Origin of the sequence: Phocaeicola oris (assembly GCF_021295095.1) — a bacterium.
Lineage (GTDB): Bacteria > Bacteroidota > Bacteroidia > Bacteroidales > Bacteroidaceae > Phocaeicola > Phocaeicola oris.
The window spans coordinates 49482-73556 of sequence record NZ_JAJLQX010000017.1 but is presented as its reverse complement, the minus strand read 5'-3'; the positions used below and the strand labels follow the sequence as shown (position 1 = coordinate 73556).

The 24075-nt window shown below is 39.8% G+C and carries 14 protein-coding genes; 9 read left to right on the top strand and 5 right to left on the bottom strand.

Annotated features, from left to right (window positions below; translation table 11 throughout):
• Nucleotides 1-332 precede the first annotated feature (332 nt).
• The 3 genes from LO761_RS09430 to LO761_RS09420 all read left to right on the top strand — a co-directional run bounded on the left by LO761_RS09430 (nucleotide 333) and on the right by LO761_RS09420 (nucleotide 6382).
• Entirely contained in the window at nucleotides 333-3401 is a 3069-nt protein-coding gene (locus tag LO761_RS09430) for a SusC/RagA family TonB-linked outer membrane protein (protein ID WP_272818035.1), read from the top strand.
• A gap of 13 nt (nucleotides 3402-3414) precedes the next feature.
• A complete protein-coding gene (locus LO761_RS09425) occupies nucleotides 3415-5079 on the top strand; it encodes a RagB/SusD family nutrient uptake outer membrane protein (protein WP_272818034.1) in 1665 nt (554 codons plus the stop codon).
• Between the two features lie 133 nt (nucleotides 5080-5212).
• Complete coding sequence (locus tag LO761_RS09420) at nucleotides 5213-6382, top strand: FN3 domain-containing metallophosphoesterase family protein (protein ID WP_272818033.1); 1170 nt, start codon at nucleotides 5213-5215, stop codon at nucleotides 6380-6382.
• 51 nt (nucleotides 6383-6433) lie between these two features.
• Here LO761_RS09420 and LO761_RS09415 read toward each other — a convergent pair whose 3' ends face one another.
• Nucleotides 6434-8017 carry a sulfatase family protein gene (locus tag LO761_RS09415; protein ID WP_272818032.1) on the bottom strand — a complete coding sequence of 528 codons (1584 nt, stop codon included), beginning with the start codon at nucleotides 8015-8017 and terminating at the stop codon, nucleotides 6434-6436.
• Between the two features lie 4 nt (nucleotides 8018-8021).
• Nucleotides 8022-8702: a zinc metallopeptidase gene (locus LO761_RS09410; protein WP_272818031.1), complete on the bottom strand. Its 681-nt coding sequence runs from the start codon at nucleotides 8700-8702 to the stop codon at nucleotides 8022-8024.
• A 587-nt stretch (nucleotides 8703-9289) separates the two neighbouring features.
• Here LO761_RS09410 and LO761_RS09405 point away from each other — a divergent pair.
• Together LO761_RS09405 and LO761_RS09400 are read left to right on the top strand one after the other, a co-directional pair.
• Nucleotides 9290-9733 carry a radical SAM-associated putative lipoprotein gene (locus tag LO761_RS09405; protein WP_272818030.1) on the top strand — a complete coding sequence of 148 codons (444 nt, stop codon included), beginning with the start codon at nucleotides 9290-9292 and terminating at the stop codon, nucleotides 9731-9733.
• A 1-nt stretch (nucleotide 9734) separates the two neighbouring features.
• Complete coding sequence (locus tag LO761_RS09400; protein ID WP_272818029.1) at nucleotides 9735-10808, top strand: TIGR04133 family radical SAM/SPASM protein; 1074 nt, start codon at nucleotides 9735-9737, stop codon at nucleotides 10806-10808.
• A gap of 80 nt (nucleotides 10809-10888) precedes the next feature.
• On the opposite strand, the gene LO761_RS09395 is transcribed toward LO761_RS09400, so the two are convergent.
• The 3 genes from LO761_RS09395 to LO761_RS09385 all read right to left on the bottom strand — a co-directional run bounded on the left by LO761_RS09395 (nucleotide 10889) and on the right by LO761_RS09385 (nucleotide 16218).
• Entirely contained in the window at nucleotides 10889-12193 is a 1305-nt protein-coding gene (locus LO761_RS09395) for a sensor histidine kinase (protein ID WP_272818028.1), read from the bottom strand.
• Nucleotides 12183-13553: a sigma-54-dependent transcriptional regulator gene (locus tag LO761_RS09390; protein ID WP_272818027.1), complete on the bottom strand. Its 1371-nt coding sequence runs from the start codon at nucleotides 13551-13553 to the stop codon at nucleotides 12183-12185. The genes LO761_RS09395 and LO761_RS09390 overlap by 11 nt, the downstream gene beginning before the upstream one ends.
• A 73-nt stretch (nucleotides 13554-13626) precedes the next feature.
• Nucleotides 13627-16218 carry a DUF5916 domain-containing protein gene (locus LO761_RS09385; RefSeq protein WP_272818026.1) on the bottom strand — a complete coding sequence of 864 codons (2592 nt, stop codon included), beginning with the start codon at nucleotides 16216-16218 and terminating at the stop codon, nucleotides 13627-13629.
• A gap of 455 nt (nucleotides 16219-16673) precedes the next feature.
• Between LO761_RS09385 and LO761_RS09380 the strand changes: the two genes are divergently transcribed.
• From LO761_RS09380 to LO761_RS09365, 4 genes are read left to right on the top strand one after another with little or no spacing between them, the layout of a single operon-like run.
• On the top strand, nucleotides 16674-18026 hold the full coding sequence (locus LO761_RS09380; protein WP_272818025.1) for a TolC family protein: 1353 nt from the start codon (nucleotides 16674-16676) through the stop codon (nucleotides 18024-18026).
• An 11-nt stretch (nucleotides 18027-18037) separates the two neighbouring features.
• Complete coding sequence (locus tag LO761_RS09375; protein ID WP_272818024.1) at nucleotides 18038-19288, top strand: efflux RND transporter periplasmic adaptor subunit; 1251 nt, start codon at nucleotides 18038-18040, stop codon at nucleotides 19286-19288.
• A 7-nt stretch (nucleotides 19289-19295) separates the two neighbouring features.
• Nucleotides 19296-21656 (top strand): ABC transporter permease, encoded by a 2361-nt coding sequence (locus tag LO761_RS09370; protein ID WP_272818023.1) that lies wholly within the window; start codon nucleotides 19296-19298, stop codon nucleotides 21654-21656.
• A 14-nt stretch (nucleotides 21657-21670) separates the two neighbouring features.
• Entirely contained in the window at nucleotides 21671-24037 is a 2367-nt protein-coding gene (locus LO761_RS09365; RefSeq protein WP_272818022.1) for an ABC transporter permease, read from the top strand.
• Nucleotides 24038-24075: the final 38 nt, after the last annotated feature.

Below are 24075 nucleotides of genomic sequence, written 5' to 3'. Positions count from 1 at the left end.
TAACTTTGCTTTCGGTGATCATAGCGATTGTTGTTAGTATTTATTTGTATTTCAGCACTATAAAAATATAACAATTTTCGCTAATCACCAATTTTTTAGACAGTTATAATTCATCGAACTCACGTTATCTTAATAATTTTTATATACTATGCCATGCTTAGCAATTTGAAATAAATTGAAAAATATCTTCAATAACCTTTCTATATACAAATTTTTCTCTGTATTTTAGCCGGCAAAAAATAAGAATGCTTTCCACATACAAGCATATTTTATACATTAGTACTACATAAGACATTATTATTTAATTAATATTAACCCTTTAAAAACATGTTATGAGAAAAAGAAATTTTCTATTTCTTAGTAAAATCGCTTTTGTTACAGCTGCATGTCTTTCTATTCCAACGATAGGTTTTGCGGCTCAGAAAAACGATCTTAACGTAACTCAACAGCAAGGCACATATAACCTCACTGGTAAAGTTGCAGACCAGAATGGCGAGCCTATTATCGGAGCCAATATTTTGGTAAAAGGAACAACGAATGGTACAGTTACCGATTTTGATGGTAATTTCACCATTCAAGTCACTAACAAATCTGTACTGGAGATTTCTTATATCGGATACCTTTCTCAGGATATTCAAGTTGCAGGAAAAAGAACCCTCTCTGTTACTTTGAAAGAAGATACTCAAGCCCTGAGTGAAGTAGTTGTTGTAGGTTATGGTACTCAGGCTAAAGTCAACTTAACCGGTTCCGTAGCTTCTGTAGGTGAAAAAGAGTTGAATGCTCGTCCTATCACTTCAGTTTCCGCAGGTATTCAAGGTCTCGCCCCGGGTGTCAGCGCGCTTACGGCTTCCGGTAAACCGGGCGCTGATGGCGCTTCATTCCAGATTCGTGGAAAAGGTACTTTAAATAACTCCGACCCTTACATCTTAGTCGACGGTATTGAAACAGGAACAATTGATCAAATTGATCCAAACGATATTGAGTCTATCTCTATCTTAAAAGATGCCGCGTCAGCTGCCATTTACGGATCAAAAGCTGCCAACGGTGTCATCTTGATTACGACAAAACGTGGTAAAGATGGTAAACCGGTTGTCAACTTCAACGCCTCTGTAGGTTTCCAGAGTCCGACTGCATTGATTGAGAAAATGAGTTCCGGCGATTATGCCGCCATGTATAATCAAGCATTAATTAACGCAGGCAAATCACCACGTTTCACAGACGAAGAAATAACTAAGTTTAAAAATCAGAGTGACCCGTATGAGTATCCAAACACTGATTGGTATGACTTGGCTTTCCAATCCGGTATGTTAGAAAAATACAACGCAAACGTTTCAGGTGGAGCGGAAAATGTGAAATACATGGTATCCGGCGGTTATTTGAAGCAAAAAGGTATTATGCGCAACAGTGATCGTGAACAATTTAACATGCGCTCAAACACCGATATTAAACTTTCTGAGAAGTTTAATATACGCACAAGCTTATCATTCATCCACAACAATCATTCCGAGCCTATTCCTTCTTATGGTGTAGGCGATTTGGCCGGCGGTATCTTCCACCAGTTAAGCCGTATTGCTCCATGGATACCTTATAAATATGAAGATGGTTCATACGGATCCATCGGTGATGGTAATCCGGTAGCATGGCTGGATATCAACGAGCGTATTCGCTATCGTACTCAGAACTTCTCGGGTATTATGGCTGGCGATTGGAATGTGCTTCCGGGCTTAAAGCTTACAGCTCAGTTCGCGTATGTTTCCAATTCAAACGATGTCAAGCGTTTCATGAAAGAAATTTCTTACCGCGTCGGTTACCATGGTCCAAGTCAGTTGTACGAATACACTACACTTTGGAATCGTCCGTCATTCGACGCATTAGCCAATTACGAGAAATCATTCGGAGATCATAATCTGAAGGTCTTATTGGGTTATAAAGCAGAAAAATATAACTGGAAACAATTAACAGGAACCCGTAACACTTTCCCGAATAATGAGATGACAGACATGAATGCCGGTGCTGCTTCTACACAAACAAACAGCGGTTATTCGCGCGAACTTGCTTTAATGTCTTACTTCGGTCGTATCAATTACGATTATAAAGGCAAATATCTTTTCGAGGCTAATCTTCGTGCCGATGCCTCCTCTCGCTTCAGTAAAGACAACCGTTGGGGATATTTCCCATCATTCTCCGCAGGATGGCGTATTTCAGAAGAATCGTTCATGGCTTCCGCAAAGAATTGGTTACAATCATTGAAGATCAGAGCTTCTTGGGGCCAGTTGGGTAATCAAGACGCATTAAGCGAATACTATCCTTGGTTGGTTACTTACGCCATTGGAAAGAACTATCCGTTTGGCGGAACAGTAAACACAGGTATTACTAAGACATCTCACAGATTATCTTCTATCAGTTGGGAAACTTCTACCAACTACGGCGTTGGTTTCGATATGTCATTCCTTGATCATTTTAACTTAACAGTTGATTATTATGTCCGTACTACCAAAGATATCATCATGGAAGTTCCTGTTCCTACCACTTTCGGCTTCGGAGCTTACAACGATAATATTGGTAAAGTTCGTAACAGTGGTCTTGAAATCACAGCCAGCTGGAAACAGAAATTTGGCGATTGGAATTTGGGTGTTGACGCTAACTTCGCATATAATAAGAACGAGATTCTTGACTTAGGTGGTGTAGATGAAATCATTGACGATTACTTCATTAATCGTGTTGGTCAACCTTATCATTCGTATTATGGTTATGTTGCCGACGGTCTTTTCCAAAGCCAAGAAGAAGCAGATACCTATACTGCACAATACGGTAATCCCGTCGGACGTAAGTTCATGGCCGGAGATATCCGCTTTAAAGATGTAAACGGTGATGGCAAGTTAACAGCTTCCGACCGTGATATCATCGGTTCCCGTTTCCCGAAATTCACATTCGGAGGGAAACTTTCAGCTGCATGGAAAGATATTGATCTTTCCATCCTTTTCCAAGGTGTAAATCATGTTAGTCGTTACTTCACAGAAGCTGTAACCGGTGACTTTACGGGTGATACTTCTCATCCGGCAACAGCTTGGAAGCATGCTTGGTCGGAAAACAACAAAAATGGAACTTGGCCACGCGCTGCCGAAGGTAAGACTTCTGCCAGCCATCCGGGTATCCGCTCAAGCTTCTGGTGTGTTAACACTAATTATCTCCGTATAAAGAATATTCAGTTGGGTTACAATTTACCAAAGAGCTTTATCAATAAGTTGGGCATTACAAGAGCCAGAATCTTCTACTCCGGTGAGAACATCCTCACATTCGATAACTTGGATTTGAATATCGATCCTGAAACTCCGGATGGCGACGGATATGTATATCCTAATTTGAAGACTCATTCATTTGGTATCAATTTAACCTTCTAAAACAAGACATATTATGAAATTAAATAAATTATTTTATATCGGAATTCTTTTGGGAGGAAGTTTTATTACTTCGTGTAGTGATTTCTTTGATACCTATCCAAAAGATCAGCTGTCTCCAAGTACTTTCTGGAAGACAGAATCAGACGCACAACAGGCTGCAACAGCTTGTTACAACTATTGGACAGATTGGAGACAACAGGGTGCCATCATCTTCTATGAAGACATTATGTCTGATATTGCATATAATTATACACGTACCCAAAATTATGCTTATGTTGGTAATGGCACTCCAAGCGCTTCTCATGCAGTTAGATATTACGACTATACAACCGTTGCACGTTGTAACCTCTTCCTTGAGAATATTGACAACGTACCATTCTCCAGCGAAGCTGTAAAGAAAGACCTGATTGCACAAGTTCGCACTATTCGTGCGTGGGCTTACTTCCGTCTGTGCTACTGGTATGGTGGTGTTCCATTGATTACCACTTCCATGGAAACGGCAGAAGAAGCTCAACTTCCTCGTAACTCAGAATCGGAAGTACAACAGTTTGTGTTCAGTGAACTGGACAAAGCTATCGCTGATATCAATGATGCTCCTGCAGAAAGAGGTCGTATTGCAAAGGGTACAGCATTGGCTATCAAAATGAGAGCCAACCTGTATTGGGGCAATTATCAAGACGCCTTAACAACAGCCCGTCAGATTGTTGCGTTAGGTCAATATGAACTCGATCCGGACTTCCTTGGCATGTTTAACATTGCCGGTCAAGGCTCTAAAGAAATTATATACGCAGAGCAACACGTAAAGGATACTTACTCGTATGGCAACGTCATCCGTATGTTTAACAACGAAGATGGCGGTTGGGCTTCTTGGGTTCCAACTATGAATCTGGTTAATATGTTCGAAATGAGCAATGGTATGATGCCTGAAGAAGAAGGATCGGGTTATGATCCTATTCATCCGTACGCAAACCGCGACCCTCGCTTGGCTAATACGGTTGTCTATCCCGGGCAAGACTGGATGGGCAAAAATGGTAAGACGCGTATTATCAACACTGTTGACGCAACTATCAATGGCGAAAAGAACTACGATTATTACCTTGCTGCCGATAACGCTTCAAAAACAGGTTTAATCTTTGCCAAGTACGCTGCTCCCATCTCACAGTATTCCACAGCGTTGAATAACGATAACCTCTGTCCTATTATCTTCCGTTATGCTGAAGTTCTGTTAACAATCGCAGAATGTGATGTTGAATTAAATCAGAACTTAGACGAGGCTCTTAATCTTATTGATCAGTTACGTACTCGTGGAGGTATGATAAAGGTTAACCGTTCAAAATATGATACGCAGAATAAGATTCGTACATTGGTGCGCCGTGAGCGTACTATCGAGTTGGCAGGCGAAGGATTCCGCCGTCAGGATATTACACGCTGGAAGAACGAGAACAATCAATTAGTTGCTAACGATGTGATGAAAGATTTGTATCGTATGATTGGTACCATTGATTATTCTCAAAAAGATCCGAGCATGCGCTTTGTTCAAACATTGCCAACCGAGGCTAACAAGGCTGACCGCCTGATTGAACCACGTACATTCTCTGATTATCAACGTTTTTTACCTATTCCACAAGCTGAAATGGATAAGAACCCGAAGTTAACTCAAACTCAGGGCTACGATTGATAATCAACATTTTCTTTTATAAATATTCCGTTGGAGTAATAAACAATCTGTATGTAAGAATCGTAAGTAATTATAAGTCACACACACAAATTGGGAATGATTCCAGCGGAATATTTTTTAATATTTATAATATATGAAAAGATTTCACTTGTTATTATTTCTTCTTTGTTTACCATTACTGATAAACGCCGAAGATATAAAAATTCTACACGGACCCTATCTTCAGAACGTTAGTGAAACAGAAGCTACTATTGTTTGGGAGGTAAACAACGAATCCATCGGTTGGGTGGAACTGGCTCCAAATGATGGGACAAACTTCTACGCTACTGAGCGTCCGAAATATTTCGATACAAAGATTGGTATCAAAAATACCGCTAAACTTCATACAGTTAAACTGACCGGTTTAAAAGCTAATACGGTATACCGTTACCGCATTTTGGCACAAGAAGTACTTTCGCATCAAGGAATCCGCGTTCATTACGGCGATGTGGCAGCCAGCAATGTATATAGTGCACAGCCTTATCAATTCAAAACACTGGATACTTCCAAACCGGAGACTTCTTTTTGTGTGATAAATGATATTCATGCACGGGAGAATATAATTACTCCATTGCTCAATAATGCAGGTTACAAGGATAAGGATATGGTCATCTACAATGGAGATATGGTCTCTCAGTTCTCCAATGAAGATATCATCTTTACCGGATTCATGGACGAGAGCATTCATCTGTTTGCTAAAGAGAAGCCATTCTATTATATCCGTGGAAATCATGAGACACGCGGAGAGTATGCCACTCATTTCCAAGATTACTTCTGCCCGCGCGAACAGAATATCTATTTCACCGTACATCAGGGACCCGCATTTTTTATCTTCCTTGACGCAGGCGAAGATAAGCCCGATAACGACTTGGAATATGCCGGAATTACAGATTATGACCATTATAGGAGTGAGCAAGCCGAATGGCTGGAAAAAGTTGTTGCTTCGGAAGAATTTAAAAACTCGAAGTTTAAAATCATTGTCTGCCATATTCCTCCTATTCCTATTAAGAATGCTTGGCACGGACATCATGAAGTACTCAATAAGTTCGTTCCGATTTTGAATAATGCAGGGATTGATATCATGATTTGTGGACATCTCCACAGATTTCTTTATGAAGATCCGTCAACACAAATTAATTTTCCGGTGTTGGTCAACTCGAACAATTCAGTTGTTTCCGCCGAAACAAAAGGAAATCAACTCAATGTAAAGATCTACGAGTTAAATGGAAAAATATCTTTCGATAAAACTTTCACAGCAAAGTAAATGTTTATTTTATAAAATAATAGAGCCGCCCGAAAAGGACGGCTCCACTTTTTAATTCTTTATCTCATTTCGGATAGGGTCTTCATATTGTTCTTGCAAACGACTCAATTCCGCTTTCAACTCCTTCGTAATGTCTTCATATCCGGGCTTTCCATATAGATTATGCATGTTCATCGGATCGTCCTCCAAGTCATACAGTTCCCACGAGTTCACATCACCATAAAAACGCATCAATGAATACTTTTCCGTACGAACGCCAAAATGTTTGTTAACCGCATGCTCGTCCGGATATTCATAGTAATGGTAATAAAGCGAATGACGCCACTGTGGAACTTTTTCTCCCTTTAACAGCGGTAAGAACGAAACACCATGCATATCCGATGGTACATTTATACCTGCTAAATCTAATATAGTAGGTCCATAATCTATATTTTGAACGAGTTCGCTTACATCACCATGCTTTCCTCCGGGAAGATAGACCAACAACGGAGTACGAAACGATTCTTCATACATAAATCGTTTATCGAACCAACCATGCTCTCCCATATAAAATCCTTGATCGGAAGTATAAACAATCATCGTGTTTTCCAAAAGATTGTATTTTCTCAAATATTCCAATACTCTTCCCACATTCCTGTCAATGGCATGAATAACACGACAATAATCGTGCATATAACGTTGGTATTTCCACTCGTCAAGTGCTTTTCCTTTCAGCTTGTCTTTCTTAAACTTCGCAATAATAGGGTCATAATACGCATCCCACGCTGCCTTTTGTGCCGAATTCATCTGATTGTATAGCTCACGCCCCCACTTCTCTAAATTCGAATTATCAGTATGTATTTCATTTTCTTTATCAGCCATCTTCAAATCATAAACGATATTCATATCTTTTATGATACTCATTTTCTGAGCCTGAGCAGCCTTACGGTCTTTATAATCATCATAAAAATTTTCAGGCATCGGATAAGTTACATCATCATACAGTCGTAAGTCGCACGTATCGGGCATCCAAGTACGGTGTGGCGCTTTATGGTGAATGAACATGCAAAACGGCTTCGACTTATCATGAATACTATCCAACCAATTAATCGCCAAATCTGTAGTAATATTCGTTGCATAACCCTCGCGCCGCACTTTCTCCCCATTCTTTATAAAAGTAGGATTATAATAGTCACCTTGTCCCACTAAAACATCCCAATAGTTAAAGCCGGTAGGCTCCGACACCAAATGCCACTTCCCTATCATGGCCGTTTCGTATCCCACCTGTTGGAGTAACTTTGGGAAAGTCTGCTGACTTCCGTCAAAAGAATCGGAATTATCTTCGAATCCGTTTGCATGACTATGTTTTCCTGTCAACATACATGCACGACTCGGACCACTTAGCGAATTGGCCACAAAACTATTGGTAAAGCGGACACCGTTATTGGCTATCCAATCAATATTAGGAGTCTCTATAAACCGATGATCGTATGCGCTGATGGTCTGATATGAATGATCATCGCACATAATATATACGATGTTCATCGTTTTTTTTTCATCGACTACTGATTTCTTTGTATTTGTTTTACACGAAATGACAGAGACAGCCGACGCTGCCCCTGTCATTAGCAATAAGGTTGATGTGAATTTATTCATTAAATTAACTTCTTCTATTAGTATAAATCAAAATGTAATAAATTAATGTTGCCAACGAGCTTAACGCGGCAACAACATAGGTGTAGGCAGCCGACTTTAACGCGTCGGTGGCAGCTCCATGATTTGATATATTAGTGAGGCCGGAGCGATTCAGCCACACCAAAGCACGCTGCGAAGCATTGATTTCTACCGGCAAAGTGATGAGACTAAACAAAGTAGTCATTGCGAATAATACGATTCCCATTAATAATAGCTGTGGAAAACTGTTAATCAATAAAATACCGGCCAAGAGTACCCAAGTGACAATGTTTGATGAAAACTGAACCACGGGAACCATTGCGCTACGCATCTTCAAAGGAGCATACGACTGAGCATGCTGCAATGCATGACCGCACTCATGAGCAGCAACAGCAGCGGCAGCCACACTATTACTCCCGTAAACCGCCTCACTCAAATTAACTGTCTTGTCCGCAGGATTATAAAAATCGGTGAGCATTCCACGAGTACTCTTCACTGTAACATCGTATATACCATTATCGTGAAGCATTTTTTCAGCTACATCCTTACCGGTCATAACACTATCCAAAGGCATCTTCGCGTACTTCTCAAACTTCCGCTTTACATTCCATTGAGCCAAATAGCTTAAAACGGCTATGCCAATAAACAAAATCCAATAAATTGCCATAATCTTCTAAATTTAATGTTTGTAAATATACACTTTTTTATGAACAAATAACTTGCCACACAAATTTATTTTCCAAGAATTATTGTTAAAGCAGCCATATCGTAACAAAAATAATAGGAGTTTGATGAAATAATAGAAAGGACCCACAGAACCTAACTCTTAGAGAACACCAGTCTTAGCGTATATATAGACGATGTTTTTGTATTGTCATCAGGCTTATTCTATTTATCATCAAATGATCGGGAAAAGTGATACGTATGAGTTGGGCAACTCATACGCATGAACAGATCAACTCATACGCATGAACAGATCAACTCATACGCATGAACAGACAAACTCATGCTGATGAATACGGAAACTCATACGTATCACTTTTCACATTCTTATGCGTCACACTGTAACTGCATACGGTTGATTTCTAAAAAGGCTGTGTATCAACTAAATAAAAGTAATGATACAACTACCTGCATTATTTAAGTATCTTATCCCGAACTAAAATATAACATACTTTTGTTAAAGTACCTTAACCAGTGCAGTATTTCTACTTATAGCTCGTTTATAAGATAAAAACAGTTATTTTTGCACTTATGAAAATACATTTTAATAAAATTATCAGCTATTTGCTTACCGGCATTCTCGGTATTTTAGGCTTCTCATCGTGCGTTGGAGATGAGCCGGATGAATATGGTACACCAACGGTCGACTACGTATATAAAGGTAAGGTGACCGACGAAAAAGATGTTCCGATACAAGGTATTCAAGTAGCAGCAGATTTAAAAGACCCCAATGACGCGTCTATAAAAAAAGATACGATATATACGGATGCGAATGGTGAATTCCAGAAGAAAATCACCGGCTTATACACTGTCAAATCGGCAACCATCAAGTTCTCGGATGTAGATGGTAAGCAAAACGGATCTTTTCAGGATGCCACCATCACTACCGAAGACTTAGTTAAAACTAAAAAACGTAATGGCTGGTACTTGGGAGAGTTTACACTCACAGCCAATCAAAAGTTGAAAAAGAAATAGGATGAGGTTCTCTGTACGGAAACATTTGGGGCTTGAAATAACTCGAAAGTTACAGAACGACTTGATAAAAGAACATCCGTTGAAACAACTTTTCTGGGAATGTACCCTCCGATGCAACTTACATTGCCGACATTGCGGAAGCGACTGCAAACATATTGCTACTACTCCGGACATGCCGAAAGAAGATTTCTTTAAAGTACTCGATTCAGTAAAGCAGCAATTCAACCCACATAAAGTATTTGTTATTCTAACCGGTGGTGAGCCTTTAATGCGACCCGATTTGGAAGAATGTGGTAAAGGTATTTATGAACGGGAGTTTCCTTGGGGCATGGTAAGTAACGGATTGGCTCTTACACCGGAACGATACCGGCGTCTGCTGAACCGCGGTCTGCGTTCCATGACTATTAGTTTGGACGGACTTCACGATTCACACAACTGGATGCGCGGAAACATACACAGTTTCGATAACGCGACACGAGCGATCGAAATGGTAGTCCATTCAAACGAAATAGTTTTCGATGTGGTAACCTGCGCGAACAAGCGAAATCTTAATGAACTCCCTAAACTAAAAGAATACCTTATCGGCATAGGATTAAAAAGCTGGCGTATTTTTACGGTCTTTCCTATGGGAAGAGCAGCCAAAGACCCCATGATGCATTTAGACAATGATGAATTCCGTCAGGTATTTGAGTTCATTAAAGCCACAAAAGCAGAAGGAAAGATTGATGTAAACTATGGATGTGAAGGGTTCTTAGGAGAATATGAAAATGAAGTAAGAAATCATTTCTTCTTCTGTCAGGCCGGCGCAACTGTCGGATCTGTATTATGCGACGGATCTATCTCCGCTTGTCCAAGCATTCGTGCGAACTATCATCAAGGCAACATCTATGAAGATGACTTTTTAAATGTATGGAACAACAAGTTTCTGCCTTATCGCGACAGAAATTGGATGAAGAAAGATGATTGTGCCGATTGTAAGTATTTCCGTTATTGCCGAGGTAACGGAATGCACCTTAGGGATGATGAAGGCAAACTTTTACTCTGTCACATGAAACGATTAGGATTTAAAAAGTAAAAAAATATATCACTCCACTAACAAAACAATTAAAATCGTAACGGAAGGACTTATTCTAAGCTCTTCCGTTCTATTTTGAATCATTCAAACTCCAAAATAAAGGTGGTGTTCCAACCGTTTGTTCCTGCTTTCAACAGACTGATATTGCCTCGTGAGAGTTTCATAATCTGACGAGAAAGAGATAAACCTATACCGCTCCCATTCTCTTTTGTAGTAAAAAAAGGAACAAATATATCATCAGCCACATCTTCCGGAATAGCCGGACCGTCATCGCTAACAGAGACAAAGACATGGTCATTCGGAGCACTATATGCTTTAATATAAATATGACCTGCATCATCCCCAATAGATTGTACCGCATTCTTAATCAAATTGATAAACATCTGACGAATGAGGTTCGGATCGGCATAAATCATCAAATCGTTCGGTTCAATGAGCATAGTCAACTTTATATGCTGAGGAACAATGCTTAATCCACCTATCTGTTGTAGTAACTCTTTTAAATAGAAAGGTTTAGGAGCCGGTATTTGTAAAGACGAGAACTTTCTATAACTATCCACAAAGTTTATCAGCCCCGTTGAAGTTTCATATATTGCTTCAATTCCATCATAAAGCGATGTCCCTTTTACATCATCCCTGTTAAGAAATGTCTCGCTAATAGAAGAAATAGGCGCAATGGAATTCATAATCTCATGAGTCAGCACCCGAGTCAATTTAATCCACGAATCCAACTCTTTATCGTCCAACTCATTACGAATATCATTCAGTATCAAAATACGAACCGGTTGCATTTCAAGTACAGTTCGAACTGCTCTCAATGATAAATGAGCTTCACCTTTTGAGGTAGAAAAATGCAACTGACTCCGCTCTCCGGCTTGGATAGTCCGGAATTTCTCTCCTACATCATGTCCATAGCGTTCTAATTGCTGTAATGTTCCTAAAGCAGGAAGATCGAGCAACTGTACAGCCGCGGCATTTGTCTGAATAATCCTATTCTCGTCATCTAAAACAATCACACCGGTCGTAACGGTCGAAAGTATTTGTTCATAATATTTCTCCTGTTGTATTTGATTCTGTTTCTGCTCTCCCATCAGTACTCCAAACCTATTAAGTGTCCGTTGAAGAGCTTTCTCTCCGGAATCGAAGCCCATAGTCGGCAAACGAAATGTATAATCGTTATTATTAATAGCTTCAAGCATTAAATCACATTTCTCTTTCAAAGCATTTCGAGAAAGAATGGTCAGAATCAGATAAATAACACAAAAAGCTCCTCCTATGGACATAAAGTATATATTCCAGCTTCCAATACCTATCCCTAAAACGATACATCCTACCATAAGCAGGATGGTACGTGCCGCCGTTGTTCGTAACCAATCAAATGCCATATCGTTTCATCTTATTATATAGAGTCTGGCGAGTAATTCCTAATGTAGCAGCCGCCTGCGACAAATTGCCATTACATTGGTCGACGGCTCTCTTTACTAAGTCTTTCTCCATCTCGTCCAACGTCTGAACAGGAGCTTCCATATTTTCCGACCGTTCTAAAACAGGTGGAGCTATCGCATTAGAAAGTTCCAAGTTGCTCTCCTGCAACTCATTATTATCACAAAGAATAACGCCTTTCTCTATGGTATGTTGAAGTTCGCGAATATTCCCATACCACGGATGGGCAAGCAATTTCTTCTTAGCACCTTCTGAAATGTTTGTAATAGCTCGTCCGTACTGCGTAGAGTAATGATTTAAGAAACGTTGTGTCAGCGGAAGTATATCTTCCTGACGCTCTCTCAGTGCCGGAATATGAAGATGTATCGTATTAATTCGGTATAAAAGGTCTTCACGGAACGTTCCATCTTGCACCATCTGCTCCAGATTCCGATTGGTAGCACAAATCAAACGAATATTCGTAGGCTGGGGTACATTACTTCCTACTTTCACAAAGCTCCGTTTCTGTATGGCGGTCAACAGCTTTGGCTGCATGTGTATCGGAAGATTGGCTATCTCATCCAAAAAGAGTGTTCCACCGTCGGCCGCTTCAAATCTACCGGTTCGGTCAGCATGCGCATCAGTAAACGATCCCTTCACATGCCCGAACAACTCGCTTTCGAATAGCGTCTCCGTAATAGCTCCCATGTCAACCGATACGAACGGGCCGTTCATTCGGCCCGACAAGCGATGTATCTCGTGAGCAAGCATGTCCTTACCCGTACCATTCTCTCCGGTAATTAAAATGGTTGCGTCGGTAGCACTTACCTTCTCCACCGTCAATTTTAATGGTCGAATCGCCGGAGAATTACCCCAATACATATCTTTATTATTCTCTTCAACAGGAGTTGTATTGAATCCTTTCTTCCCCTTTGGCTGCGATTTATCGTAAGCTTCTTTCAAAGTTTGAATTAACTTGGTATTATCCCATGGCTTGACTACAAAATCGGTAGCTCCATCCTTCAATCCTGTTACGGCAAGATTAATATCCGCGTATGCCGTGAATAGAACTACTTGTGTCTGAGGACGAAGTCGTTTTATTTCCCTAAGCCAATAAAGACCTTCATTACCCGTATTCAAACCGGAAGAGAAATTCATGTCAAGCAACACCACATCCGGCTTCTCCATCTGTAACATTGTAGGAAGTGTGACGGGAGTAGTTGAAGTAATTACTCTGGTAAAATGATCACCCAGCAAATATTGCAGAGAAGTCAAAATGTTTTTATTGTCATCAACGACAAGCAATGTTCCTTGTTTTGCCATAATTTCTTATTTTATACGAACAAAATTAGTGCATATAATAAAACAAACAAAAGAATCCAATAAGAAAAACAACTTACATATTAAACCAATAATTGATTTTGACCATAAAAGTATTAGTAGAAGGAAGGCCAAACATTTTATCTAAATTATCATTCCATCCGGAACGATAATATTTATCTCTGTTCGACATGGTATGTTCCCAAACGACATAAAGTGTTGATCCCGGTAGATATTCCCAACGCGCAACCAAGTTGGAACGAAACTCATTGAAACTGAAATCGGGTGAAAGATGCTGTGCCTCCACTTCCGCGTCCGTCATCAAGCGAAAACGGTCTTCAAACTTATGAGCAGTAGTATTCGTCATGTCTTTAAACTCACTGTACTTAGCTATAGAAGTAAATGGAGATCCATAAAATTGAATAGAGAAATCAGGTGTCACATTTGCCTGAGCTTTCAACGTAACACCGTATGTATTCTGTTTCATTTTTGCTGTAACATAAGGTGCCGAAGCTGTAGGAACACTACGCACATAGGCCTGTTCATCTGTATTATAGGAATAATCAAACTGAGTAGAGATATATAAATGATTCCCTATACGAAACGAAGCTTTGGGCGACCAAGTATTATAATTATAACGTCCGTCGGTGTCATGATCGCCTTTATAATCCAAGCCTAACATTATTCGCTTTCCCGTATCGGTATTAAATTTGATATCGGTAGCAAAATACGGGTTAAAACGTAAATCCGGCCCGCCCCGAAGAACACGAGTATCTAATTTATTCCAATTATACGCTTGCTTCACCGTAAGTTGATAACGATTGATGAACATCGTTATCCAATCCAATTCTATTTTATTTAACAGCGAAGTTCCTCCGTAATTCCATTTATTCGCTTGTTCTAAAGTAATCGTATTGGAACGGAATTTCTTCCACGTATTGGTTTGCTTAAACGAAAGGCTCGTTGTATTGGACAAATAATCGGCTTCTTTCAAATAGCCGACATCATTTAAATCAAACCCCGGGGATGCCCAACTGAACTTTTCCAAAAAAATCCATTTTGAATTTCCTTTTTTACCCAACTCAACATGTCCGCCTGTTCCCGAAAGCGAACGCCGATCTGTATTCACGCCCAAATAATCGGCTGACGAAACACGCTGATAATAATGTACCGCATTTCGTTGTACATGTTCTATAGCCCGCTCTGACCCATGAAGAGAGCTACCCATCAGTTTAGCATCTACATAGAAAAAACGATTCATAAAATATTGTGTAAAGTCAATTCCTCCGGTAAAAACATTCCGCGCCATGAAATCCTCTAAATACGGCTGATTCAAAGCACGATTAACAGCCGTAAGCATACCGCCCAACAGCGTATTCCCGTTCCAATTCTTTTGAAGACGGGCAATAGTGTAGTTTGTCAACGGCTCCACTTCGGTTTTATTCTCAACGCCATTTCGCATTACATCGACAGAAGATTTTGCTGTTACACTCTCCAACATTCCTATCGTCCAACCATTTCGAGTAGTTCCCGTCAACTTCATGGCTTCGATAATGGGAACATGTTCCTTTTCTTTAGCAAAGCTATGTACATTATCAATATCTTCCGGCTTGTATGAGGGTGTTGCTCCTATTCTTCGAGAATAAAAAAGCATATTACTGTCATCTTCAAAGTCAAGAATATGCTTGCCTTCCAAAAAGAACGGACGTTTTTCCTCATAAAAAGTTTCGTAAGCCGTCAGGTTCATGACCGACGGATCCAATTCCACTTGTCCGTAATCCGGATTGACAGTCAAATCGAGTGTCAAGTCTGATAAAGCGAATTTGGCATCTAATCCGGCATTACCATCCCAATCGTGCCCTTTCCGATAAGGACTTCCCGTTATCTTAGGTTCACTTCGGAACTTGCCCATCACATACGGCAGAATCTCTATTCCTTTCGGCTTTGGCAAATCCGTCATCCCGTGCATTTCTCCAAACGAGAACACGTGCCCGCTGTTTTTCAGCGGAATAAGACTCCAGTTCTGCACCTCATTCCGATGCCGGTTGACGCGCCGAATATGAAGTCCCCATATACCATCTTCCGACTTCTGATTATAACGTATCTGACTGAACGGGATTCTCAACTCGGCCGTCCAACAAGAATCTGCCATGTCAACATGAGTCTTGGCCTCCCACACGGCATTCCAGCTTCGGTTGACTTCCAGTTTATCCGTCACTATCAGGTCTGTTTTATTTCCACCCAAATTCAAATTGAACTCCGGCGCGGCTCGAAAGTCGTGATAGGTGTCAAAAGCGATACTCACCAAGTCGCCAATAGAATTGTCATCACGATCACCAATGAACCGGTTCAAATGATCGGGCTCATTTTCCTTACAATATATTCCTACATAAATGTATTTATTGTCATAGAAAAGCTTCGCGAAAGTAGGTGATTTTGATTTAACCCGCTCGTAAGGAGATACTTGAGTAAAACGTTCTGTCCATTCTCCTTGGGTTTTCCATAATGGTTCATCCAACTTACCATCAATATTCAACTTTACATTTTCCACTTTCGTTATATGATAAATTCTCTTGTATGCTTTCTCAAACGGAACAATAGAATCTTCTTGTCCAAAAACATACAAATAGATAATCAAATTCAAAATGAACAGAAATAAGCGTTTCATACTATTAAATTTTGGCATAAATGTAATAAATATTTTAGTACGACAAATCATCAATTTCATTATTTATCAAAAGATTTCTTCTAACGTAAAGCATACACTATCTCGTCATCAGAATAACAACCATGGTCATCCATATAAACCACGCAAATGATCCGCATGAATCGCTTAACTCATCCGCATGAATCGTCCAACTCATCCGCATGAATCGTCCAACTCATCCGCATGAATCACTCAACTCATACGCATGAGTTGGCAAAGTCATACGCATGAAGCAACCAAGTGATACGTATGACTTAAATAAGGAATCAAAACAGTCTGTCCAAACTTTATACACCAAGTGTCTATTTTTTAGACACTATGCATCATTCAAAAAGTCTCTTTATTCTGATAATCAGACAACTAACTCTTCTGGCACGGTAGTTGCTTTATATTCCATAGAAATTCAATATCCGATTATGAAAAGAAAAAAGATAGAAAAAGGATTATTCCTCCTCATGTTGGCCGCGACGGTCAGTCTCCATGCTCAAGATGTGTGGGATGTTGACCGCTGCATGGATTACGCTGTGAAGAACAATCACACAGTTCGTCAACGAGCGTTTGAAGTGAAAAACAACAAACTTGATAAATTGCAAGCTATCGGAAATTTTCTTCCCGGTCTGCAAGGAGGCATTCAAGCTCAATACAACTATGGTCGTAACATTGACCCTGAAACCAATACGTATAAAAACGTAAAAACATTCAATAACTATTACTCGCTGCAAAGCACGCTTCCCATATTTTATGGCGGTAGTCTGGTTAATCAAGTCAGACAAGCCCGTGTAAACGTACTGAGAGGCAAAGCTGCGCTTCAGGAAGAACGCGATAATGTAGCTCTTGAAACATTCCAAGCATATATTCAGGCACTCTATTGCCAAGGTACAGTTCGTATGGCAAAAAAGAAACTTTCCGAGAGCGACTCCATATTATATAAAACACAAGTCCAGGAGCAAGTCGGCCTGAAAGGTCAGGCTGATGTTGCCCAAATGGAAGCTCAGCAGGCAACAGACGCATATAACCTGACTAAACAACAAAACCTGTTGGCCACGGCATTGCTCAACCTCCGCCAGAAAATGAATTATCCAACCGATGAGCCACTCCTCCTTGACTCTACCCTGCTCGATTCATCTGTATTTAATCATATAGAACTTCAAACAGCCGATAAAGAAGAAGTTGTAAGGTTGGCAATGCAGAATAATCCCACACTCCGCAAGTCGGAAATGAATGCCAAGTCCACTAAAATAGGTCGCTACATTGCTTATGGCGAGGCACTCCCTTCCGTATATATGTTCTCCGGTCTTTCTACTTCATATTTTAAGGAATTGCACAGTTCAAATTATCCAAGTTTCCATGAGCAGTTTAATAATAATTATGGATATTATTTCGGATTCACATTGAGTATTCCTATTTTAAACCATTTCAAAAGCTACGGTAATGTGAAGAAAGCCCGAAATAATTACCTCATTGCAAAAGAGCAATACGAAGAACAGAAACTGGAACTCCGCAAGCTGGTAGAACAAGCTGTACTCGACCGTGAGGGATACCTAAAGGAAAGTATCCGGATGGAAAAGAAAGAAGAGTCAGACGCTATCGCCTATCAGGTAACCAAACGGAAATATGAGGAAGGACTCATGACTTCCCTCGATGTTCAGAATAATGCCGCGACATGGTTAGAAAGTCAGGCAAATCTTTTACAAAGCAAGTTGACATACTTCTTAAAATGTCGCTTGGTTGACTATTATAAAGGAGAAGACATTATTAAACGAAAATAAAAAAACACACTATGGATATACAATTAGAAAAGAAAAAAGGAATTCAAAAGAAACATATCCCATACATCATCGGTGGGGGTGCAATTCTTCTTTTGCTGTTATGGGTTCTCTTCGGAAACCACGCTTCAACCATGCGTATAGAAGCGAAATCTATCAATATTGCCGATGTCACTTATGGCGAGTTCAATGACTATATTCGTGTTAACGGAAAAGTTCAACCTATTCAAATTGTCCAAATCAGTCCGGAAGAAGGCGGAATTGTACGCGAAAAAATAGTTGAAGAAGGCGCGCACATCAATCAAGGTGATGTCATTATCCGTCTCAGTAACTCCGACTTAGACTTACAAATACTGAATGCCGAGTCGGAAGTTGCCGAAAAACAGAATATGCTTCGTAACACACAAGTTACCATGCAACAAGACAAACTGAATAATGAAACAGAGAAAGCGACGCTCGATATTGATACAAAGCAAAAAGAACGCACATTCCAACAGTATTCTCGTCTTTATAAAGAGAAATTAATAAGCAAAGAAGAGTTTCTAAAGGCTCAAGAAGACTGGCAGCTTTCACAAAAGAAGCATAACTTGATTAATGAACGATTGAAACAAGATTCCATTTATCGATATATCCAAATGGACCAGATGGAAGATAACTTACAGAATATGCGACAGAACGTAGCCTTGATACGGGAACGTAAAGAGAAATTAGAAGTCCGCGCTACCATATCCGGCGAACTCGGCTTACTGGATGTTGAGTTAGGGCAGAACATATCCGCCGGTCAAATGGTAGGACAGATAAACGACCTTTCCGATTATAAAATAGAAGCCCAAGTTGACGAACATTATATCGACAGGGTGACCAACGGATTACCTGCCACCTTTGAGCGTCAAGACAAAAAGTTTAAACTGAAAGTAAGAAAAGTTTATCCCGAAGTCAGAGAAGGCCGCTTCCGCACCGACTTTATATTCGAAGGCGCTCGTCCGGAAAATATCCGTACCGGACAGACTTATTACATCGATTTGCAATTAGGAGAATCATCTCAAAGCGTGCTCATTCCAAAAGGAACATTCTTCCAAGTTACCGGAGGAAACTGGATTTTCGTAGTCGACAAAGACGGTCATAAAGCATATAGAAGAAAGATTCGTATCGGTCGTCAAAATCCACAATACTATGAGGTGATGGAGGGCTTAGAGAAAGGCGAACGGGTTATCATCTCCGGTTATGAAAGCTTTAAAGACAATGAAGTGTTGATACTTAATTAGTGTTACAATGAAAACAATTATCCGAAATTTTACTTCTATATTCCGCCGTTTCGTAATGGCCAACCTATTAAACATTTTAGGGTTAAGTCTGGCTTTTGCCGCGTTCTTCGTTATCATGACACAAGTCAGCTACGACAACGGATACAATAAATCTATCAAAGATTATCGAAACCTGTATCAGATAAGCATGAATTTGGAGAGAAGTATGGGTGATTATACCACCCACTTTTCACGTCCTATAGCAGAAGCCTTATCACAATCCTCTCCACATGTAAAAAGCTATGGATTAATCAGTCAAGTATTTAATCGAAAATTCAGGATCAACGAGAAAGAATACAACCTGCAAGTGATGCTTGGAATCAATGACTTTCCGAAAATATTTGAACCGGAAATCATTTCAGGAAATCTTGACCGAATGAAAGAAGAACGACAAATCGTTGTCACGGAATCAGCAGCCAAGCGCATGTTCGGTTCGATAGACGTCGTTAACAAAACCATCACCCTTCCGGCTTTGACAGAAGAAAATCCGGATACAGAAATCACCATCTGTGCCATTGTCAAAGACTATCCGGATAATACATTCTTCTACGACTGTTGTTTCATCGGAAGCAATGAAAACGAAGGAAACGGAAACAATTGGAACTATTATTTCTACGTCCGGTTAGATGACGCGAAGAACGTAAAGGAAGTGAACGATTTGTTCGAAAAGAAATTTATACAATTCTTTAAAGAAAAAGGTACCACAGATAAAGATTTGGAAGGACTCAAAATCAACTTCATGCCCATCGCCGATACACATTTCAGCAAGGGAGGAACCAGTTCCAAATCATCTGTCTATCTGCTGTTCTGCTTCTCTATCCTGATTATTCTCATTGCCGGTGTCAACTTCATGAACTTCACGTTAGCAGAAACTCCTATGCGGATTCGCAGTATCAATACACAGAAGATATTAGGCGCGACAGCAGCGAAACTGAAAGGGAGTTTATTAGCGGAAGCTGTATTCATAAGTTTGATAGCATACGCTCTGTCGCTTATATGGGTAGTCATTGCCAACGACATGGGATTACAGCATCTGGTCGATGCCTCCATCCGGTTAGACGACCAGAAAACTTTGCTTCTCCTTACTTTTCTGATAAGCGTTACTGTGGGATTGTTAGCCGGTGCTTACCCGTCCTATTATGTCACATCCTTTCCTCCGGCTTTAGTACTGAAAGGTTCGTTCGGGCTTTCTCCAAAAGGCAGAATCCTCCGCGCTATATTGATAAGCATACAGTTCATTATCTCGTTCATACTGATTATTGCCGTAGGTATTATGTATCTGCAGAGTCATTATATTTTCACGTCCGATTACGGATACGACAAAGACATGGTAATGGTGGCCTCCACCACACGGGAAACGCGCAGCCAGCCCGAAGCAGTCATCAATCGAATGAAAAACATCAGTGGCGTGGAAGATGCCAGCTTCTCTCAGTTCATCATGAGTTCTTCAAACGGATACATGACTTGGGGACGCGGAACAAATGAAAACGATCAGGTGGGATTTGCCGTCTTCTTTGTCGACTCACATTTTCCAAACACGTTAGGATTGAAAATTGTGGAAGGCAGAGGGTTTAAAGAAGGCGACGGAGACGTTTATATGTTTTCGGAGTCGATGAAAAAGAAGTATCCTTTTGTCAAGGTTGATGAGAAACTCAATGCAAACGATTTCCTCGTAGTCGGTTTTTTCGATGACTTACAGTACGCTTCGTTCAGACAAATAAAAGATGATCTGCCATTAGGTTTATTCATTTCTTCTCCTACCGGCAAATATAAAGATTGGGGTAACTGGCGAAACGTATTAAACATTCGTGTAGGAAAGAATGTAGACAAGGTTGCCGCACGAAAAGAGATACAGAAAGCCTTAGAGGAATTCACTCCGCATAACGATTTCAATGTCCGCAGCATGGATCAGGTCATTGAGAATAATTATCAACATGAATTCTTATATACGAAACAGATTGTCCTGTTCTCTTTACTTGCCATCCTGATTAGCATCATTGGCGTATTCGGACTGACGATGTTCGAAAGCGAATACCGAAGAAAAGAAATAGGAATCCGAAAGATTATGGGTAGTTCGACTAAAGAAATCCTTTACATGTTCAACAAACGGTACATATATATGTTGATAGGATGTTTTGTCTTTGCCGCTCCTGTCGGATATTTGTTCGGACACCACTGGTTAGAAGGATTCGCGCAGCAAACAAATATATCGCTCCTTGTTTTCCTTGTCGCTTTCCTCTTGGTTACCTTTTTCACCATGTTGACCGTCACATTCCAGAGCTGGAAGAACGCGAACGAGAATCCAATAAACAGTATAAAGACGGAATAAAAAAATAATCATTTATGAAAAAATTAAAGACATATTTCCATTTCCTTAATCACAATAAATTATTCACTTTTGTCAACGTGTTGGGTTTAAGCATATCGTTGATGTTCGTATTGTTGATAGCGAATATGATAACCCGACAGCTCAGAGTAGACGCTGAAGTAAAAGACGCTGACCACATCAGCTTGTTTGCTAATGAATATTTTGTTGGAGCTCATTATAATTTGGGCGATAAATTGCAAAGTCGTTATCCCGAAATTGAAGACTGGTGCGTAACCAGTCCTGGCAAAACGGTGATAGCTAAAGTAGGCGATACGAATTACGAACTAAACTCACTGATTGTACGTAAAAACTTCTATTCTTTCTTTGGCTATCGGTTAGTCGAAGGTAAAGCTGAAGATGTACTTCAGGGAACCACCAATGTTGTGCTTACACGTAAAGGAGCCATTAAGTTGTTTGGTACCGAACACGCGGTAGGAAAAACATTCCTATTTACGCATGATTCCCAAAGTACCAATTATGTGGTAAGCGGTATTGCAGAAAACATTGACAATTCTATCTTCCCGGATGAAACAGAAGCCATATTCCCTTTCGAGATAATGGAATATGTAAACTGGAGCTCTTCGGAAAAAGCGGAAATGATGAATAACGCGGCCGGCGCCGAACTTTTCATAAAGACACCCAAGGGAGTGGATTTCAATCGGAAAAAAGAAGAAGTGAAAAATTATCTCAAAACCATCTTCTGGATATACTCTCAAGAGGCTGTCAATGATGTGCAGTTTATTCCGATGAAAGACTTTTATTTCTCAGAGATTAAAGACTTCAATGGACTGAATCAGTACGATTTTACGCAAGTAATCATATATATAATAGTAGGCATCATTATCTTGTTAATGGCAGTATTCAACTATATCTGCATGAGTATTGTTCAAACAAGCTATCGTGCCAAAGAAATGGCAACCCGACGTTTGTTAGGCTCAAATAAAAAAGATATCTTCTGGCGGATGATTGAAGAATCTCTGTTGCTGACTTTCATTGCTTTTCTATTAGGATTCCTGTTGGCCAAAGCAGCAGAGCCTTTCGCCATAGATCTCTTCCGGACCAAGATAGATATTACAGGTGACCTGAATGCGATAACCTTACTAATATATGTTTCTACTATAGCTTTATTAGCGTTTGTATCCGGATTTTTCCCTGCTACCATTTTATCAAACTATCACCCAATGGATATAGTAAAAGGAACATTCCGCCGTAAAACGAAAGCTATCTATCTACGTCTGCTTAGTATCTTTCAGAACGGATTAACCATCGCTCTGTTGACATGTGCTTTATTTATGGCTTCCATGTTTTACTTCTTATTGCACCTGCCACTTGGATATAGCTATGAAAATATACTTACGTTAGATCCGGTACTCAATAGTAAAGACTATCACACATTCAGAAGTGAACTGCAAAAATTACCATTCGTAAATAACATTTCTTTTTCCGATGAACTTCTGATTGAAGGCGGACGTAACAATACACAGAATATAAAGAACGCAAAAGGAGGTCCGAACAAATCAATGAGCTTTGAACAAATAAATGTCGATTCCGCCTTTATTAAGATGTTTGACATTCATATTATAGAAGACCGAAAGTTACAACCGGACAAACATAATTGGTTCTTTAGCGAAAACGCCATAAAAACCGCTAACGAGTTAGGATATACCGATTATATTACCACCGATTATAACGATAAATATATCATTGCAGGAATAATAAACGATATAAAAATACGGTCGGTATTAAATCCCGGTTCTGATTATATTCTAATGAATATTATTCCGAATGACAGTATTAAACATCCCGGAGGCGTATGTGTACAAGTACATAACGGAGATTTCAAAAATTACAAAGAACAGATTGATTCCATATATTCCGGTTTAGCCAATGGAATACCTTTCTCTTCCAGATGGTATAGTGATATGGTAAAACAACAATACGAGCCGGTGTCTCAACTAAGTAAGACCATTGGAATCTTCACCTTTGCCGCATTAGTTATTTCCTTGTTAGGATTGACAGCCATGAGTATCTATTTTATCACACAGCGCAGAAGAGATATGGCTATTCGGAAAGTGTTTGGTTCAACAAATAGAATAGAACTGTTCAGCTTGATGAAATTCACACTTCGTTCATTATTCTTCAGCCTAATCATTGCTCTTCCATTGATGTGGGGTGGAATAAAGAAACTGAACGACTTAATTCCGGTGGAAAGATACGATTGTCCGTGGTGGATACCACTGGTTGCTATTGCTTTTGTAACAGTCGTATCATTGACATCTGTTTACATTATCAGTAATAAAGCAACCAAAGAAAATCCAATTGACAGTATAAAGACAGAATAATAAAATAAATAATAGATAATTAATAATTTTAAAAGAAT